17 protein-coding genes are annotated in these 17,669 nt (G+C 67.7%); 9 read left to right on the top strand and 8 right to left on the bottom strand.

Features of this window, described 5'->3' with window-relative positions; translation table 11 throughout:
• The first annotated feature begins 345 nt into the window (after positions 1-345).
• The 3 genes from FHU34_RS21590 (at position 346) to FHU34_RS21580 (ending at position 1,800) form a co-directional block, all read left to right on the top strand.
• On the top strand, positions 346-546 hold the full coding sequence (locus FHU34_RS21590) for a hypothetical protein (RefSeq protein ID WP_145783394.1): 201 nt from the start codon (positions 346-348) through the stop codon (positions 544-546).
• A gap of 94 nt (positions 547-640) precedes the next feature.
• Positions 641-1,084, top strand: coding sequence for a CPCC family cysteine-rich protein (locus tag FHU34_RS21585; protein ID WP_341874447.1), 444 nt, complete (start codon positions 641-643; stop codon positions 1,082-1,084).
• Positions 1,085-1,305: 221 nt separating this feature from the next.
• On the top strand, positions 1,306-1,800 hold the full coding sequence (locus tag FHU34_RS21580; RefSeq protein WP_145783393.1) for a GNAT family N-acetyltransferase: 495 nt from the start codon (positions 1,306-1,308) through the stop codon (positions 1,798-1,800).
• 1,010 nt (positions 1,801-2,810) lie between these two features.
• Here the strand turns inward: FHU34_RS21580 and FHU34_RS21570 are convergent.
• Positions 2,811-3,440: a VOC family protein gene (locus FHU34_RS21570; protein WP_145783389.1), complete on the bottom strand. Its 630-nt coding sequence runs from the start codon at positions 3,438-3,440 to the stop codon at positions 2,811-2,813.
• Positions 3,441-3,725: 285 nt separating this feature from the next.
• Between FHU34_RS21570 and FHU34_RS21565 the strand changes: the two genes are divergently transcribed.
• The 5 genes from FHU34_RS21565 (at position 3,726) to FHU34_RS21545 (ending at position 8,535) form a co-directional block, all read left to right on the top strand.
• Positions 3,726-4,829 carry a hypothetical protein gene (locus tag FHU34_RS21565; RefSeq protein ID WP_145783387.1) on the top strand — a complete coding sequence of 368 codons (1,104 nt, stop codon included), beginning with the start codon at positions 3,726-3,728 and terminating at the stop codon, positions 4,827-4,829.
• Positions 4,830-4,832: 3 nt separating this feature from the next.
• Positions 4,833-5,165, top strand: a complete 333-nt coding sequence (locus FHU34_RS21560) for a hypothetical protein (protein ID WP_145783385.1) — start codon at positions 4,833-4,835, stop codon at positions 5,163-5,165.
• Positions 5,162-5,443: a hypothetical protein gene (locus tag FHU34_RS21555; protein ID WP_145783383.1), complete on the top strand. Its 282-nt coding sequence runs from the start codon at positions 5,162-5,164 to the stop codon at positions 5,441-5,443. The genes FHU34_RS21560 and FHU34_RS21555 overlap by 4 nt, the downstream gene beginning before the upstream one ends.
• A gap of 309 nt (positions 5,444-5,752) precedes the next feature.
• Positions 5,753-6,220, top strand: coding sequence for a hypothetical protein (locus FHU34_RS21550; protein WP_145783381.1), 468 nt, complete (start codon positions 5,753-5,755; stop codon positions 6,218-6,220).
• Between the two features lie 110 nt (positions 6,221-6,330).
• Entirely contained in the window at positions 6,331-8,535 is a 2,205-nt protein-coding gene (locus tag FHU34_RS21545) for an ATP-binding protein (protein ID WP_167524870.1), read from the top strand.
• Between the two features lie 13 nt (positions 8,536-8,548).
• Here the strand turns inward: FHU34_RS21545 and FHU34_RS21540 are convergent, their stop codons facing one another.
• The 5 genes from FHU34_RS21540 to FHU34_RS21520 all read right to left on the bottom strand — a co-directional run bounded on the left by FHU34_RS21540 (position 8,549) and on the right by FHU34_RS21520 (position 14,344).
• Complete coding sequence (locus tag FHU34_RS21540) at positions 8,549-8,950, bottom strand: DUF4260 domain-containing protein (RefSeq protein WP_145783377.1); 402 nt, start codon at positions 8,948-8,950, stop codon at positions 8,549-8,551.
• An 18-nt stretch (positions 8,951-8,968) separates the two neighbouring features.
• Positions 8,969-9,244, bottom strand: coding sequence for a (4Fe-4S)-binding protein (locus FHU34_RS34280; RefSeq protein WP_145783375.1), 276 nt, complete (start codon positions 9,242-9,244; stop codon positions 8,969-8,971).
• 39 nt (positions 9,245-9,283) lie between these two features.
• Positions 9,284-9,592, bottom strand: coding sequence for a GNAT family N-acetyltransferase (locus tag FHU34_RS21530; RefSeq protein WP_145783373.1), 309 nt, complete (start codon positions 9,590-9,592; stop codon positions 9,284-9,286).
• 585 nt (positions 9,593-10,177) lie between these two features.
• A complete protein-coding gene (locus tag FHU34_RS21525) occupies positions 10,178-12,337 on the bottom strand; it encodes a hypothetical protein (RefSeq protein ID WP_244311780.1) in 2,160 nt (719 codons plus the stop codon).
• A 372-nt stretch (positions 12,338-12,709) separates the two neighbouring features.
• Positions 12,710-14,344 (bottom strand): carboxylesterase/lipase family protein, encoded by a 1,635-nt coding sequence (locus FHU34_RS21520; RefSeq protein ID WP_208745056.1) that lies wholly within the window; start codon positions 14,342-14,344, stop codon positions 12,710-12,712.
• A 780-nt stretch (positions 14,345-15,124) separates the two neighbouring features.
• On the opposite strand from FHU34_RS21520, the gene FHU34_RS21515 reads away from it, so the two are divergent.
• Positions 15,125-15,667, top strand: a complete 543-nt coding sequence (locus tag FHU34_RS21515; protein ID WP_145783369.1) for a DinB family protein — start codon at positions 15,125-15,127, stop codon at positions 15,665-15,667.
• Positions 15,668-15,698: 31 nt separating this feature from the next.
• On the opposite strand, the gene FHU34_RS21510 is transcribed toward FHU34_RS21515, so the two are convergent.
• Together FHU34_RS21510 and FHU34_RS21505 are read right to left on the bottom strand one after the other, a co-directional pair.
• The gene (locus FHU34_RS21510) at positions 15,699-16,562 is read right to left on the bottom strand and encodes a TIGR03620 family F420-dependent LLM class oxidoreductase (protein WP_145783367.1); all 864 of its coding nucleotides are present in this window, start codon (positions 16,560-16,562) and stop codon (positions 15,699-15,701) included.
• Positions 16,563-16,773: 211 nt separating this feature from the next.
• Complete coding sequence (locus tag FHU34_RS21505; RefSeq protein WP_167524869.1) at positions 16,774-17,616, bottom strand: LysR family transcriptional regulator; 843 nt, start codon at positions 17,614-17,616, stop codon at positions 16,774-16,776.
• Positions 17,617-17,669: the final 53 nt, after the last annotated feature.

Raw genomic sequence — 17,669 nt, 5'->3', positions numbered from 1 at the left:
CACTGAGTGACGTACTTGGCCTTCGTGCTCTCGGACTGGTTGCTCAGACCGTAGGTGAGCCGGTCGGTGAGAGCGTCAGCCAGAAACGACAGCCGAGGCGCCCTGAGAGCCGGTGTCGCTGGCCGCCCACGCTGGTGGCGGGACAGCGGCTCTATGTTCCGCTCTAACGTCTGATACTCGGGCTGGATGACCAACTGGGTGACGACGGGCGCGGGCAAGGCCGAATGTCCGTGGACTGCGGTGGATGGTTCGGACAGCTCAACTCTGCGGCCGGCCTTCACACCGAAGGCGTCAGAACCATTGCTGTCGATTGCAGTGCCCGATTCGCCACCGTACCGTGACTAAATGTTCGAGGTCCTGTTCGTGCTGGCCGCTCTGGTCGCTACCGTGCTCGGAATAGTGGCGGTGCGCAGAACGCGGGTCAAGCGATTGGAGGGGCCGGGGGTCAGCCCCTACGCCGACGGTTGGTGGGTTGCCGGCCACGGTCACAGGAGTGACGGTGGCAGTGCCGACGGGAGCGGCGACGGCGATGGCGGAGGCGGGTGATGGCTCGCAGCGACCTCTCTGGCTCCGGTGCCCTCGTAGCTCGGAGCCAGGCAATACGAGCGGTGGCACCACCTCCCTGAGGTGAAGGCTTTCTGTGCTGAGCCCGACACTTCACGTGGATCGACAACGAGAGGCACAAGGTGTGGACGAGCGTTCCGGTAAGCAGGAGGGACCGTCCGCAGAGGAGCTCGTGAGTCGCGCCAGATGGTTTGAGCAGTACATCGAGGCGTTGAATCTGCGATCTGTAGTGGCTGAAGCGGGTAGCGGAACGTACGCGTGTCCGTGCTGCCGGCATCCGACGCTCGAGGGGCGAGGTCACTTCCAGATTTGCTCCGCCTGTGGCTGGGAAGACGACGGGCAGGATGACGAGGATGCTGACACGGTGCGGGGCGGTCCCAACGGTTCGCTCAGTCTGACGGAGGCCCGGCGTGCCTATGCCGAACGGCCGGTCAGTCTGGCGGATGCGCGGCGTGCCTTTGCCGAGCGACAAGCCCGTTGGGAGCGCAGACGCCGCCGATCGGCGCCTGAAACAGGCTGACCTGTGTGGACCCCTCAGACGACCGCTTCCGCGCTCTCGCGGCGCGTACGCAGGTCCTGCTGACGATGTGTCACGCAGGTCATGAGACCGGACAGCCGGCTGCCGGTGATGGCGGGTTCCAGTTGATGGGTGACAGGTCGTCGGTCAATAGGCCTGGTCGTCACACCCCGTCACCAGATACCGGGTTGCCTGCTCGCGACACCTGCGGCACCCTTCCCCGCGTGATCGAGACGCGTGTGCTGAGCGAGGGCGATTGGAAGATGTGGCGGGAGCTGCGGCTTGCTGCGCTGGCGGAGGCGGCGTACGCGTTCGGTTCTCAGCTGGCGGACTGGCAGGGCGAGGGCGACCGTGAGGAACGCTGGCGCGGTCGGCTGGCCATCCCTGGCGCGTACAACATCATGGCGATGCTTGACGGGCAGCCGGTCGGGATGGCCAGCGGGGTACCGACCGATCAGGACGGCGTCGTCGAGCTGATTTCGATGTACGTGGCGCCGCTGGGACGCGGCCGGGGCGTGGGCGACCACCTTTTGCAGGCGGTCGAGCAGTGGGCTCGGCTCGTGGGCGCGGAGACGCTGCGCCTGGCCGTGGTGGAGGGCAACCAGAACGCCTGGGCGCTGTACCAGCGGAACGGCTTCCGTGACACGCGTGAGCTCGGCGACCTCATGCCCGACGGCGTGCGTCGGGAGCACATCATGGCCAAGAGTCTCGTCGCTTAGCGGCCGGCCGGCGATTGAGGGTCTTCGACCAGGGCTTCACAGACGGTAGCCAGCGGGTCGGGGATCGTGTAACGCATCAAGCGAAGTCAACCTGTAACGCATCAACCGGAGTACGACACGGCTGCCGGCGAAGTGGTGAGAACCTTTTGTACGTCTTCAGGGTGGCCCTGAATGGGCCGCACGCGCCGCGACCTGGGCGCGCGGCCGTCGCTCCGCTGGCGGCCACGCAACACACCCGGCGGCTGGCGCGGAGACCGGAACATGTTCTCTGATCGCAACGAGAAGTAGACGTACTGATGTACTCGCATATCCCCGATCACGACAACGGTGGGCGCAGCAAAGAGCCGGCAATACCGTCTTGTGCCCGGTCCGTGCCCGAGACAACGGTCAACACGGGCCGACGATGGCGCTCGGACGGCCTCAGCCTGAAAGCCTCGTGCTCCTCTACCAGATGGCATGGCTACTCAGGGTGTGAATCAACGCGATTCCCAAGCTGACAGTCGTCCTGCATGATGATCGCGTGGACGCTCGGCAGTCGATCGACGACCTCATCGTGCAAGGGCGGCACGTCCTGGCGGTAAAGGCGATTCGCCAAACCAAGGCATGCAGCCTCCAACGAGCGTTCGACATCTTCGCCGAGCGGTGCGAGCTTCTACGGCGGACGAGGCCCGATGCCTTCGAGGCCGCCGTGAAGAGTGCTGACGGGGAGAGTGACTAGCTGGGTGACGACCGGCGCAAGCATGGGCGGACGAGCATGGACTCTGGGAGGTCGGAGGGCTGGTCCGAAGCATCGGGCTGGCCCTTCTTGCCTCCTGGGCCCCACCCCGGCCAGGTCCCATCGGTTAGCAGGGCATGTCTGCCGAATCGTGCGCTAGCGGCGTCAAGGTGGTCCGCAAGCAGGTCGCGACGGCCCCAGCCGACCGTGATGACGGAAGACGTGACCCCTTAACCGCAGGGCTACGCCCCGAACCCCGGCCCTCCGCAGAGAACCGATCCAACCGCAAGCAGCCCTATTCGCGGCCGACCCAGGTTGCGACGCACGCCTCGTTGCCCTCGGCGTCAGCCAGTACCCACCACATCGGCGCGTGCGCCTCGGAGACGAGGTGGCCGCCCGCGGCCAGGGCGGCGGCAATGCGGGCCTCGGCTTGATCGTGCGGGACGGCGATATCGAGGTGCATGCGGTTGCGTTGTGGACGCGCTGCTTCCATCTTCTGTAGCCCGAAGGCTGGTCCGCGGCATGCAGGGTCGGCCAGGTAGGTGTCGCTGATCTCGCGGTAACCGAGCAGCGCCCGCCAGAATGGCAGCACCTTCGCGCTGACGAGCACGTCGAGGGTGACGTTGATGAGCTGTACGGCGGTCGGGTCGGCGGGAATGTTCAGCGCCCTGGCGGCGGCCGAGATCTGCCGGGCGAGCTCGATGTCGCGCCGAGACAGGGACACTGTGACGCCGGCGTGGCGCAGGTCGACGCTGAGGTGCCGCTGCTCGTCTTCGCTGGCGAGCTGACCGCTCTCATCGACGAGCGCGATGCCTTCAGCCAGCGAATCAGTCCGGAAATGGGCCGAGACCAGGTGGTAGAGGGACCGCCAGTCCTCGACACCGTCGGCCTCGTGGAACTGCCTGGCGGTGATCTGCACAGTCATGCTGGCGACGCTAACACCGGCGAAATGGACCGCTCCTTCGACGCCGCCCGCTCCAGGCGGTTACGGTCCGCCGCCCGGCGGGACCTCCGCGCCGCCGTCGGCGTGAACCGGTCCTGATCGTCAGGGCGGCCTGCCTATCGCAGACAACGCCCGCTCCTGCCGCACTACGGATGACTTCTCGTGTCGGGCGGATGACTGTCCGCCGAGGAACCCGTTGACGCTGTTGATCACAGACGAGTACGGTTCGTATTCGCGAAAGAGCCGAACGACGTTCAACGGGGGAACATGAGCGGCTTCTACGTAGATCCTGCCGGCCTGGACGGGCTGTATAACGTGCTCCACCGGGCATCGAACGACGTCACCGACACGCTCGCGTACGTCAAGCGGCATTGCGACCTGTCTTTCGCCGAAGAAGGTCTGCTGGTCATCTTCGCCAGTCCGCACAGAGTGACGTACAACCGGATGACGCAGGGCCTGCAGCGGTTGGAGATGGTGAGCCGAGGCGCCGCCACTGAGATCAACGCGGCCCAGCTTGCCTACGCCAGATCCGACGCAGAGTCGGCAAGCCGGCTCGACCAGACCTATCCGGGCGCGAAAGACCCGGCGGCGATGTGGGGCGCGCTCAGCACTGGCCGTCCCGACCTGTGGCCCACCGCTCCTCGCTCTCCGTTCGCTGATGTCACCGAGCCGACCAGTAAGCTCGTGCCGCCCAACTACGCGACCGCCGTCGAGATGTGGAAGATCAACCCTCTCGCGGATCTGATCAGCCCTGCTGCCTGGCTGCGCCAGGTCAGCGTGTGGTTGTTCGGGCACGACCCCTTTGAGGACTGGAGCAAGCAGCTCAGCGGCGACTGGGACGCCTATATCCACTGCGCTGCGGCCTGGCGGATCATCGGCAACGCGCTGCTCGAAGTCGGCCGCAACCTCGTCACCACCACTGCGGACGTCCCGGAGGTTTGGCGCGGCCAGGCTGCGGAGGCTGAGCAGGAGTTCCAGCTCAAGCTCGGTAGCGCGGCCGCGGCCCTGCACCCGGCGTGCGATCAGTACGCCGAGCTCTACACCAAGGCTGCCGAAGCTGCCAAGCATCTCTTCGACGTGGTCAGTGGCCTGATCACCAAGCTCATCGACGTCCTGATCGTCGTCAACCTGGCCTCGGCCGTCGGCACGGCGACGATCGAGACGGGTATCGGGCCGGTCGTAGGATACGGCGTGGCGGCCTACTACGCCTGGCAGGCGTACGACCTCTACAAAGAGATTTCGACCTTCTACGGTAATGCCGAGGCCACCTTCAAGGGCATCGCCGGCGCCATTGGCATGATTCAGGCTGGCGCGGCCGTCGCCGCTCTTCCCGACCTCCAGCCCTATCAGCACCCCGGACAGCAGGGATAGGCCATGACCGACGACATCCATCGCCAGCCGCTGGCTCGCGCGGTCCTGACGACACTCGCCAAAAGCCGCGCCGGCAACGACCCATTGGGTTCCCTGGCCCGCGCCGTCCTCAGCGGTGATGCTGACCTGCGCACGGCGGCGACGTTCTCCTGGCACGGCCGGGCGCTGGACGATGCCTTCACGGCATCGCTCGACGAGCGCGACGCCCTCTCGCGCGACGAGCGCATCGAATGGGAACGTCAGGCGCGGCAGCTTCGTGAGGCGGGCGCAGAGCTGACCGTTGAGGTGGAGGCTCTGGACAGTCCCGCGACCGAGGGCCGGGAGGAGCAGCGGTGAGCGCCAGCATGCGATGGAGGCTGGCCGTCCCGTTGATCGGCCTGAGCCTGCTGTTTGCGGTCCCGACCATCTACGGCACCTGGGTGTTCTGGTCCGAATTCGGAAACACCTACCGGTCGCTCAGCATCGTCATCTGCCTGGCCCTGCTGGCGCAGTTGGCGTTGGCGGTGTCGATCGGCGTACGGCCGAGCCGGGATGTGCCCTGGCTGCGGATCGGACTGATCGCGGTCGCGTTCCTGGCGGCCTGCGGTGTTGCGGCGGTGCGAAGGTCGTTCTGACATCGACCGCACCGAAACGGGGTCGTTACTGATGCCGATCAGGCTCCTTGGTGGAGCGTGGCCTCACGGTCACCGCGCCGAGGTCCGCGGACGTTGGCGGACCGGGCGTTCGCCTGCTTCCCAGAGGCGGGTCGATGGCAGAGCGTACGAGCGCTGGGGTTCGACAAAGAGGCACCCTCGTGCGCAAGGCGTGTGGGGGAGGCCCAGGCAAGGTCAGTGTCGGTAACTGTGCTGACGCGGGGTCCCTCACCTCGGCTGTGCCCTTCACGAGGGCACTTCCGCGCGGAGTAGGACTGGCATCATGGCCGCATGCCGAGCGATATCTGGGTGTCGATGGTCTCGCTGGGTGGTGTGGCCCTCGGCGGTGTCCTGTCCTTCGGGGTGCAGCATCAGACCCAGCGCTCGGCGGAGCGGGCCGAGGAACGGCGGCGGGGTGTTGCTCAGGCGGAGAGCCGTCGCGTGGAACGGCTCGCCCAGCTTGAGAGGTTCATCGAGGTGACGGCTGAGGCGGAGCGGTGCGCGTTCACCCGTCCGACGAGCTGGTCGGTCGGCGACGAGTGGCTCGTTGCGACGCAGGCTGTGATGAACCGGGTCTGGGTCTCGGAGCGGCTGATCCGGTTGACGTTCCCGCTCGCGGTGCATGAGGCGGCGCGGGCCTACTTCCTCGATCTCAACCTCGTTGTCTGGGAGGGGCTGCCGGACGGGGAAAGCGTCCGGGACCGTCTCGAAGCGAACCGCCTGGCGTTCCTCGACGCGGCGAGGGCGGCTCTCGGTTGAGTGGCGTCAGAGGCCGTGGTGGCCCGCGTCGTCTCGCCGGGAACGGAAACGGTGTTCCTGGCCGGCATGTGGCGCTACTGCTGGTGACCGTATCGAGTCTGCTCTCAGTCGTGCTGGCTGTCGTGGTCAACGTCGCGACCGGCGGTGAACTGCCCGAGCCGGTCGCGGCGTACGGATGGCTGGCCTGGCCCACGGTCGTCGTCCTGACCCTGACCGCGGTCGGTCTCGCCCTGTGGCAGCACCGGCTGGGACAGACCAGCCAGCCTTCGGCGGCACCGGTTCCCCCGCCCGCGGACAACCCGGCTCCGCCGAGTGAACTTCCGGTCGCGCCCCAACTCGTCGGCCGCGAGGCGGAGCTGGCTGCTGTCGAGGAGCTGGTCGGGGCGGGAGCCCAGGTCGTCGCTATCTGCGCGGCGGGGGGCACCGGAAAGTCGGCGCTGGCCCTGTCGTACGCCCATGGGGTACGTGAGCACTTCCCGGACGGCCAGTTGTACGTCGAACTGGGCGGGGCCAGTGCCACGCCCGTGCAACCACAGGAAGCGCTGATCCGGTTGCTTCGGGCGGTCGGCCGAGACGCTGAGGAACGGCGGGGCACGCTCGACGAGTTGTCCGCACGCTTCCGGTCGGCGGTCGCCGACCGACGGCTTCTCGTTCTGTTCGATGATGCCATCGACGCGGCCCAGGTGCGACCGCTGATCCCGGCAGGCGCAGGCTGTCTCACAGTGGTCACGAGTCGCCGGCTGCTCGCCGATCTGCCGGGAGCCGCAGTCCTGACCCTCGACGCGCTACCGCCCGGGCAGGCACTGAAACTGTTGAGCGCGACGGTCGGAGCGGATCGGGTCGCGGCCGACCCCTCGGGGGCGCGTCGGCTGGTCGAGATCTGCGCGGGGCTCCCGCTTGCGGTGCGCATCGTCGGATCTCGGCTCCGGGCCCGCCCCAGCTGGACGCCGTCCGCCCTCGCCGACCGCTTGGCGGACGAGAATCGACGACTCGACGAGCTGCGGCTGGGCGACAGGGCCATCAGGTCGACCTTCCAGTCCACGTACGACGAATTGAGCGACGTGGACCGGCTGGTGTTCCGGCGAGCCGGGGCGCATCCGGGTGTGTTGTTCGGCGTCGAGTCGGCGGCCCGTCGGTGCGGACTTGGTCGACGGGCCGTGCAGGATGCCTTGGACCGGCTGGTCGACGCCTTCCTGGTCGAGGCGCCGACACCGTCGAGTTATCGGCTGCACGACCTTCTGCGGTTGTTCGCTGCCGAGATGCTTGAGCGGCAAGAGACACCCGACGACCGTGCTGCCTGTCTGATCCGACAGCTGGATTGGCTGCGGGATGTGGCCGCTTCCGGCGGCGACGTCGCGTATGAACGCGACAACATCCTGGCCGTGCTGCGCACCGCGGTTGCGGAGGGACTCACCGATCAGGCGTGGGCACTGGTGGAGGCGGTACACCCGCTGCTGACCGCAGCCGACGACCACGTTTACCGGCTACAGCTGTGGCGGTCGGTGGAGCGAGCGGCAGCCGATGAGCGGAGAAGGGTGCGGGCATTGCGATGGGTCTCGCATTCCTACGGACTGGCCGGCGAGGTCGAGCGTGAGCTGGCCACGGCGCAGGACGCCGTCGCAGTCGCCGAGCGACTCGGCGATCCGGGAGAGCTGGCACAGACCACGCGTCGGCTGGGCGAGGCGCTGCGGGCGCACGGCAGTTCGGATGAGGCGGAAGAGCAGTTGCTCCGGGCCCTGCGACTGTTCCAACGATCGCACGCCGTCGAGGAGGAGATCGAGGTTCGCTCCGCCCTGGGCGTCCTCTACAACACCCTTCATCGTCCGGAGCGCAGCATTCCCGTGCTGGAACGAGCGGCAGTGCTCCTTTCGGCGCCGGAGACGGCTTTGCACGGCTACGTGCTCCTGGGGCTGGCCGCAGGACACAAGCTCGCCGGCCACCCGACGGAGGCGTCTGCCCTGACGAGGCGGGCCTTCAGCATTGCCGAGCGTCTGGACGACGAGTTCCTCCGCGGATATTGCCTCCATGAGCGTGGCTGGCTCGCTGTGGAGGACGAGCGGCACCGTGACGCCGAAAAGGACTTCCGCGCGATGCTGGAGATCTTCCTGCGGATTCGACATGGCGCCGGGGTAGGCGCGGCGCACCAAGCCCTCGGATCGGTCGCTGCCGCTCAGGGCCGTCGGGACGAGGCATCACAGGCGTTCCGAGCGGCGATCAACGAGTACGAGAGGCTGGGCAACAGCAACCTCGCCGACGAGGCCCGGAGTTCCCTGTCGGCGCTGGATTCGCCCTCCCGGAACCCATCAGGCTCCTGATCCTGGACGCCCGTCAAAGCGGGTCCGGCCTTCTGGCCTTGCCGATCACGCCGAGGTGGGTGTGCTCGAATCCTTCGGCTGTCTTGAGGCCGTAGCCGAGGCCGCGATCGACGGCGATGTGGAACACCCAGGCAAGTGCCAGAACTCCGAGCCAACCGATCGGGTCGCCGAACCCGGCCGCGGCCACGGCTACCGCGCCCAGCGCAGCCGGCAACGCGTAGGAGTGCGCAAGGTTGTAGCAGAAGGCCCCGAGGCGTGGCCCGCGCAGGTAGCCGAGCATGGACAGGTCGAAGACGAGGAAGAGGGCAAGCAGCGACCACCACGGGTACCCGGCGGTGACGGTCACGACGACGGCGAAAGCCGCGACGACGAGGCCCTCGACGCGCTGTACTGCGACCGGACTCAGATACGGCATCTCCCACCTCGATGTCGGTCAGGGACACTGGTGGGTGGTCTTCCCGTCGATGGCCTGACCTCGGGAAGAGGATAGACCGGGGGTGACGACCCTCGTGCTTCGTTGATGGACACAGCTTCGTCGAAGGCGACCAGCCGCCCCGCCGCCGTCGGGCCGGATCCACGGGCGCTGGCCCGGGTCGAAGACCTCCGGCAAGCCACGGACGCACTCGGCGGCGTGCAAGCAACGCCTCGCCTCGAACGTGACAGTGATCTTCTGGCCCTCATACGTCTTCTTTTCGGTTGGGCTGCTCATGCGGCCTCCGTCGTCGCCATGATCGGCCGTACAGTCCGTTCAGTCACTGACCCTGCTGTGGGCCTGGTACACCAGGTCCTGATACTCGGGGTGCCTGGCGATCCATCCCGCGATAAATGGGCAGGTGGCCAGGACCAGCAGGTGCGCGGCGCGCGCCTCGTCGAGGGCGGTGCGAGCCAGCGCTGCCCCGACTCCCCGGCCCTCGTACTCCGGCGAGACCTCGGTGTGTACGAACGCGACGAGTTCGGTGGTACGGATGTACTGCGCGACGCCCGCGACCTTGGAGTCTCCGTCGACGCGTGCCTCATATCGCTTGGCCTCGGGGGCATCGCTCACTCTTACTGCCATCTGTTCTCCATGTGTCTTTGGCGTGGACCTCAAGCCACGCTGGTTCGGTCGTTGATGTGTCACTTGGTGCGACCGGCCTCCTGGACCGACCCGTTGTCAGGACTTGGTGGGCGGCGCAGCCATCTCCGCGTCGTCTCGGTGAAACGCGCGCTCCAGCGGTCACCACCCAGTGTGCGTCAGCAACCGGACGCGACCAGTGACACCGCGTCACGTGCGGTGATGACACGGCGCCACTACCGGGTCAGCTGCATACGGTGCCGGGAGGACCTCGACCCCTGCAGGTCATTGAGGGGTACCGGACGCCGAACTCCGGCATGGTGCCCGCGTTCAGACCTCCGGCCGTGCGCATGTGCAGGCGCAGCCTGCGCGATCGACGGCGGGTACGTCCCCGATGGGTGTCCTGCTTCGGGGGAGCGGGTCGTCCCGGACCTCACGTTCGGGACGAGCCGCTCGCAGCGCCTGGGTGACCTGCATCCCAACCCTTGCCGAATCACGCCGCTGAGTCGGTGACCGCCACTGCACGGTTCCTTCGGGCACCGCAGGCCGATGGAACCACACTTCGCGGCGCCTGAGGTTCGGCGACGGCTAACCGGTCCGGAGCCGCTCGGACAGCTCGCAGACCGCCGCCTCGTATCGATCGTCCGTCACGCACGGCTGATGACCGCACATCGGGGGCCACACTGTGTCACGGCCTCGGGCATCGAGCTCCTGCGGATCCCGAAGCCTACGGTCCACTTCGGACCGCTGCCGCAGCGCGTCGTCGTCACCCCCGCGTCCGGACGTGAAGATCCAACTGCCGATGGGATCGGTGTCACGCCACAGGTTCACCCAGCGCCAGCCCAATCGGCGGCCGGCCTCACTCAGCACATCCCTGCCCACGTATCCCGGGAACAGCGTGCTGTAGAGGCGTCTCAGCGGTGACCCGTGCGTCAGCAGGGCAACCTTGGAGAGCACGGACGGCTCCAGTTGCAGGACGCTCGCCAGGGCGAGTACCGACCCGTGGCTGTGCGCCGCTACCAACACGTACCTTCCTTGCCGGACCAGCATGCTGATACGGCACGCGAGTTCGGGCACGGCGCGCTCGGCGTAACACGGTGGGGCGAAGGGGTGAGCGGCACGCGGCCAGAACATTCCGAGATCCCAGAGCATGCCGATGTAGCGCCGAAAAGTGGTCGTACGGTAGGCGAACAGCCCTCCGAAGAACAGACCGAGAAACAGCAACGCCATCAGGTAGCTTCCCAACTGAGTGCCCGCGCTGACGAAATCGGACGGCAGGCTGACCAGGCCCTCCACGGCGACACTGGGCTGCAACTCGTCCAGGGCCAAAAGTGTGAAAGCCAGGCTCAGTGCGACGAGGCAGCAGTAGGTCAATCCGAGCGGACACAGCCGTTCCGTGAATTGCGCCCGGGCGATTGCGTCGCGCACTTGTGTCCGCCGTCGGGCGGTCCCCGCATCTGCCTCAGGAAAGTCGCGCGCGACGATCTCGTCCGCTGACCGTCGTCGGTTCCTCCGCGTGAACAGCACCATCACCGCACCCGCGACCGCTGCGCCAATGACCGACACGAAGAACCCGAACATCGTCCACTTGTATGCCAGAACAGGGCTGGTGGGCAGCACGTCGGGGGTGGGCAGATCGCGGTCGAGGTAGTCCGATACGCGGTAGTTGAATTCGGTGGCGAAGCTGACCGCCAGTCCCACCGCCAGACACGCGAACAGCGGCGCACCCGACCAGCGGAGCCTGCTCAGGCTGCCCTCCCGGCCCACCAGCGCGGCGATCCCGAGTAGCGCGAGCAGGACGCCCTGCGTCCCGAAGAGCAGGACGATCGCAACGTCGTGGCCGGGCAGTCCGTTTTCGGCGGGCCATTCGCCGCGGTCGAACGCGACCCGCCCGATGACGGCGATCGTCACCACCACGGCAGTCGACCGCAGGGCATGAGCCATCCCATCGACCACGGGGGTGCCGGCTACGGCGTCGATGACGGAAGGTACGCACGCCAGTACGACAATGACGACAAGGGTGAGCGCGGCGCAAAAAGTGAGCAGAATGTCGAGGAGGCTCGGTCCACGCGCGGCCCACAACGTCGCAATCAAACTGAGATCGAGCACGGCGAGACCGGTCGCCACATGGATGGAGCGAAGTCGCACCACTCCCGGCGTGGCGTTACGTGTCCCGATCGCGCCCAGTGCCGTGTCGCCCGGCTCGCCGGTAGGTGGGATGAAGTTGTCGTACCAGTGGCCGCACCGGGAGCCCACCAGCCACAACACCCAGATCGCGGCGACGGGCACCAGCGACAGCAGCGCAATGCGCAATCCGACCGGTTGACCGCCGAGCCAGGACAGCCAGGTCCGGCCCCCGAGGCAACTACCCAGGGACATGCACTTGCACGCGAGCAGGTCCAACGCCACGCCGACGAAAGACAAGACGTACAGGGCCGTGAGGCTCAGGCCGATCAGCCGGCAGCCTACCCAGACCACACCGCCGCTGACCTTCGCCCTCGGCCGCATCCATGCCGCGACGTTGCATGCCATGAACGGCAACAGCAACACCAGCGACAGCGTCCTCGCGGCGGCTCCGCTGCGTAGATCGCTCCACCGGTACGTCTCCAACACCACGCCGCAGGCGCCTCGGGAGTCACCATAGCCTCTGCGGGGCCGGTAGAAGCCGCCCTTGCTGTCGCCGGCGACCCGCTGCACGTGCGGCCGATCCAGGATGTCATCCGCGCCGGCACCCATCACGCCGTGCACCCGCAACTCAACGACGTCACCCGGGGGGTGGCACCCACCCCGTGCACGGCGCGGCGATGATTCCGGCATTCCTACCTCGCAGGCTGGGACAGACCTCGGAGCGAAGCGCTGGCCAGCCGCGCATACCCGAAGAGGCCCATTACAGACGGGGGATCCCCACCACCCTTTGTCTACGCCGACAACCCGGGGTCGTTCGGACGTGCTCGTCTAGGGCCTGTTTCATAAGACCTGGCCGGCCTGCGGCGGGCCCGGACGACGCCCGGCGGCGTTGCGGTTTCGTCCGGATACAACACCGGTATCCGGACGAAACCGCGCCTTGCCGGATCGCCGCCCGGACTCCGCCTCGGCTCGACCGCCCTTATGAAACAGGCCCTAGGGGATCGGCCCGTCGTAGTCCATCCAGAAATCGACGGCGTCGGAGCGTGGGCGGGGTGCCATCCCGCTGCCGCCGGCGAACTCCATGATCTGGTCGGGCGCTTGCGCGACCGTCGGCCAGGCCGGCAGGCCTGGTGCGTTGGGGTCGCCGGTGCGGACAAAGTTGACCCAGTACGCGCTCATCTGGTCGCGGAGCCGGTAGTCGGCCTCCGTGTAGTCGGCGGCACTGTCGGCGCCGAGGTTGTCGTATGCGTACGCGACCTCGGCACCGTGGTAGGCGCCGTACTTCTCAAGCCCCTTCTCGGGAGGGATGTGTGAGAAGAAGTAGAGGTAGGCGTCCGACTCACCCGTCTGCGTCTGCAGCTGGGCCCAGCGCCGCATGGCTCGGGTCATGATCTTGTCGGTCTCGGCCCGCAGGAGCGATTCGAGAACCTGCTCCGCCGTCTCCCCTGGATACAGATCGAGGAACCGATCCGCATCCTCACCGTATGTCTCGCGTGCGGACGACCGGTACTCGTCGACGCTCGTGCCCGGTGGGCTGGCCAGCGCGAGCGAGGCCTCGTCCGCGTTGCTGCCAACCAGGGTCGGCACGTCCAGTTGCTCTCCGGACGCGTAGGTCTCCGCCGGCGATCGCTCGAGCACGTGGCCGTCGACGGAGGGCTGCCAGTGCGCGTCGAGCGCCCCCGCCGCGTCCACGACGCGCTCGACGGGCATCTCGCGCATCTCCTCGATGGTCGCCCCTCCCAGTTGCTCGCTCAGGCGGCGGCCGGCATCCTCCGCCGCCTCGCGCGTGTCAGTCTGGTCGCCGCGCTCGGTGTTCCCCGTGGTGCCCATGCACGCTCCGCTGCCGGCGACGATGCCGTCCACGAGGTCTTCGGCGAGTGGTGTCGCACCGAGGATGCAGACGCTCTCGCCCCCGGCGGATTCGCCCGCGATCGTGACCTGGTCGGGGTCGCCGCCGAATGCCGCGATGTTGTCGCGCACCCACGCCAGGGCGGCGATCTGGTCGAGGATCCCGTAGTTGCCCGACGCGTCGTGCGCGGACTCGTCGGCGAGTTCGGGATGGGAGAGGAAGCCGAGCAACCCCAGTCGGTAGTTGATCGTGACGGTGATCACCTCACCCCGGGAGGCGAGCGACTCGCCATCGTAGAGGGGGAGCGCGCCAGAGCCGGTCGCGAAGCCGCCGCCCGGGATGTAGACGAGCACGGGCAGGTGCTCCGGAGGGCGTGTCGTGCTCCGCCAGATGTTGAGGGAGAGACTGTCCTCGCTCACGGGATACGGATTGAGGAGCGTGCCTTCCAGGGGCACCTCCACGATCTGCGAGAGCGCCCGCGTGAAGAACGTGGAGGTGCCCTGCACCGGAACGGCGGAGAACCGGTCTGCGGCGAACACGCCCTCGCGCGGCTTCGGCGGCTCCGGCGCACGCCAACGTAGATCCCCCACCGGCGCCTGCGCATACGGGATGCCCGCGAAGACCTCGACTGTGCGCTCGTCGTTGTAGACGCCGGTGATCGGCCCCTGCTGCGTCTGCACCGGACCGGACGGGGAGCGGTCCTCGCCGCCCGCGATGCGGGTCTGCGGCGGTGGATAGGCGAACACCGCCGCCCCGAGTACGAGCACCCCGGCGAGCAACCACGCACCTGTCCGGAGCAGCGCGTGCCCTCGGGCCCACGAGCGTACGGTCGCACCGAGCACCACGAGCAGCCCCACGACAAGTGCCCAACCCCACCACGGACTCCGGTTGAGCCACGCGAGCACGAACGCGATAGCCGTCAGCGGGAACAGGGGGACCCAGGGGCGGAGGGACCTCGCAAACCGTCGGCGCCCACCAGACCTGCCGCCCTCCTGGACGACACCGATTGGGCGCAGCTCGCTTCCCACTTTTCACTCCTGTTGCTGGTCTGAGAACCGACGCCGCAGCATCGGCAGCGGGGAATTCACGAACGCAGTCGTCTGCGTTACCCACTCGTCGTTTCTGATCAACCGCAATAACGCCAACCGCACGCGTTGTCGAGAAAGGTCGGGAAGGCGAGCGAACCGAAGCGGTTCGTGGCGCCACCAAGAATCATTATGAACCGCTGCGAACGTTGCTAGGCAGCTTCGTGGCCGAAACCACGTTAATCGCGCATCCGACCTGTCGCGAACAGGCGCTGCAACTCCTCGAGGACATTAAACGGAATTGGCATGCCGGATCGCCAATCCGGGGAGGTAACGGCTCAACCGGCTTGGCCCGGCAGCGAAGTGCAGCAACGGCTCGTTGAGTACCCATCATTTCCGACCATGCCGGTCGGAGGGCTCTGGCACCTACTCATGCTGTCCTCAGAGGAGTGGGCGGTCTTGACCAGCTGTCATGCCGGCGACGGCGTCCACGAGGGCCAGCAGCCAGGTCTGCGGTGTATGTACTGTGCGGCAGTGACAAGAAGCGAGCGACTCGCGGACCAGCTGGACCGGCACTGGCACAAGAATCTGCGGCCGCGGCTGCAGGGCCTTGCCGATGAGGAGTACTTCTGGGAGCCGGTGCGCGGCTGCTGGAGCATCCGCCCACGTGGCACGACGTCAGCAGCGATGTCGGTCGGTTCGGGGGACTGGACGATGGACTTCGCGTCCCCTGCCCCGGTGCCGGCGCCCGTGACCACGATTGCCTGGCGGCTGGCGCACATCGTCGTCTCCTGCCTGGGCTATCGGGTCGGGTGGCACTTCGGCGGCCAGGACGTCGACTCGCAGACATTTCCCTACGCGGGGACCGCCGCCGAGGCGCTGAAACAGCTCGACGAGATGTACGGGAGATGGAACGCGGGGGTCCGCCAACTCTCGGACGCTGACCTGGAGAATCCGCCCACTGTGGGTCCCGAGCGGTTTCCCATGGAGGGCATCGTCCTGCACGTCAACAGGGAGCTGATCCATCACGGTGCCGAGATTTCCCTGCTGCGCGACCTCTACCGCTGGCAGGATTGAAGGCGTCGAGCGGACGTGGGTTGTTCCAGAGTCAGATCAGGGCCGCGGCGAGAGCGCGGAACGCGTCGGCGGGGAACGTCGTGGCGTCGCCGCCGTTGAGCACCTGGATCGCCACCTCGTCTGCGCCGGCCTCGTAGTGCTTCTCCAGCCCAGCCGCCACCTTTTCGACGGTGCCCCAGGGGATCAGGACGTCGATGAGGCGGTCGCTGCCGCCGCCGGCGAAGTCCTCGTCGGTCCAGCCGAATCGCCGCAGGTTGTTGGTGTAGTTCGGCAGGGCGAGGTAGCCACTCGCGTACTGCCGGGCGGTGGCGCGCGCGGTGGTGGCGTCTGCGTCCAGGACCACCGCGACCTCGGGGGCGAGCAGCCGGTCGGGCCCGATTGCCGCCCGGGCCTCGACGGTGTGCTCGGCAGGGACGAAGTACGGGTGTGCCCCGGCGGAACGGTCGCGGGAGAGGCCGAGCATCCGCGGGCCCAGTGCGGCCAGGATGCGCCGCTCGGGCGGAACTCCGGCCGCGTCGAGGCCGTCCAGGTAATCCACCATTCTTGAGTACGGCTTGCGATAGTCGGTGCCGCTGCCCTCCACCAGCACCGCGTGGCTGGCGCCGAGACCGAGCAGGAACCGGCCGGGGTGCGCCGCCTGCGCGTCCTGGACGAACGCCGCCACCTCGGAGGGCGACGAGTGCCAGATGCTCACGATCCCGGACGCGACCCCGATGCGCGTCGTCCCGTCCAGGATCTCTCGGAAGCGCGGGGCGACGTTCTCGCCGAAGCCGCCGGAGAACCAGATCCGTGAATAGCCGAGTTCCTCCAACTCGGTCGCGGCATCGACGGCAGCGCCGCGACTCTCGCTGGCCAGAAAGAACGGTTGCCACACGCTGACGAGTCGTTGTGCCATACCGGAACCCTACGACCCATCAGCCGCTGACGGCGCCGTTGCCACGTGCGACGCCCGCCATAGAGCCTTGGACCGCCCGACTGCCCCGACGAGTGATGTCCTCGTGGCGGGCGTCCGGTCAGACGTCGAAGTGCAGCAGGGTGGTGACCGCCGCCCAGGGCGAGGCCGAGCCACGGCTGCTGATGGCCGGCCCGATGACGAGGGCGCGTGCTCAGACGATGCGACGCAGTGCCGTCTCCACCGCGTCGACAAGCGGATCACCCTCGGTCCGGGGGTGCCGGGCGAGACCGAACTCGACATCCGGCAGGACGGGCAGGGCACTCGCATCGCGGCAGATCATGCCCGGTTCGAGGTTCGCGGGCATGAGCGCCGCGACGCCGAGCCCGGCCCGTACCGCGGCCAGCACCCCGACCAGGCTGTTGCTCTCGAAGGCCACCCGCCAACGCCGGTCGGCGCGTTCCAGTGTGTCCAGCACAGACGTACGCCAGGAGCACGGGTTGGAGAACAGCACCACCGGCAGTGGATCGGCGGCCACGTCCACGCCCTGCCCGGTCGCCCAGACCAGCGGGGCGCGCACCGTCCAGCGTGGCGGCCCGGGAATATCCGGAACCGCGTCGAGCACGAGTTGCACGCGGCCCGCGTCGTAGGCCTCCCGCATGGCGGCGTTGGAACAGCTGAGCACCTCCAGCGTCGCGCCGGGGTGTAGCCGGGCAAGGTCGGCGAGGGCCTGCGGCAGTTGGGACGCGGCGAGGTCTTCGAGCAACCCGACGCCGCAGTGGCCGGTGAGCGTGCGCCCGGTTTCGGCGAGTGCCTGGGCGGCGAGCGAGAGGATGCGTTCGGCGTACGGCAGGAGTTCTTCTCCCGCCCGGGTCGGCGAGACACCGGACGACGACCGGTGCAGCAGCGGACGGCCGACGGTGCTCTCGAGCTTGCGTAACTGCTGGCTGAGACCGGGCTGGCTGTGCCCGAGAGCGGTCGCGGCGCGGCTGATGCTGCCCTCCCGCACGGCGGCGACGAACGACCGTAGGAGGGCGGTCTCCAAATCCCTGGCCATAAGCATTCATTATGCCGGCCTGAACAAGATGGCGTCTTCTTATGAGGCGCCAG

Origin of the sequence: Micromonospora taraxaci (assembly GCF_007830095.1) — a bacterium.
Lineage (GTDB): Bacteria > Actinomycetota > Actinomycetes > Mycobacteriales > Micromonosporaceae > Micromonospora > Micromonospora taraxaci.
Note: the sequence above shows the minus strand (reverse complement) of the source record. Positions and strands in the feature narration are given on the sequence as shown.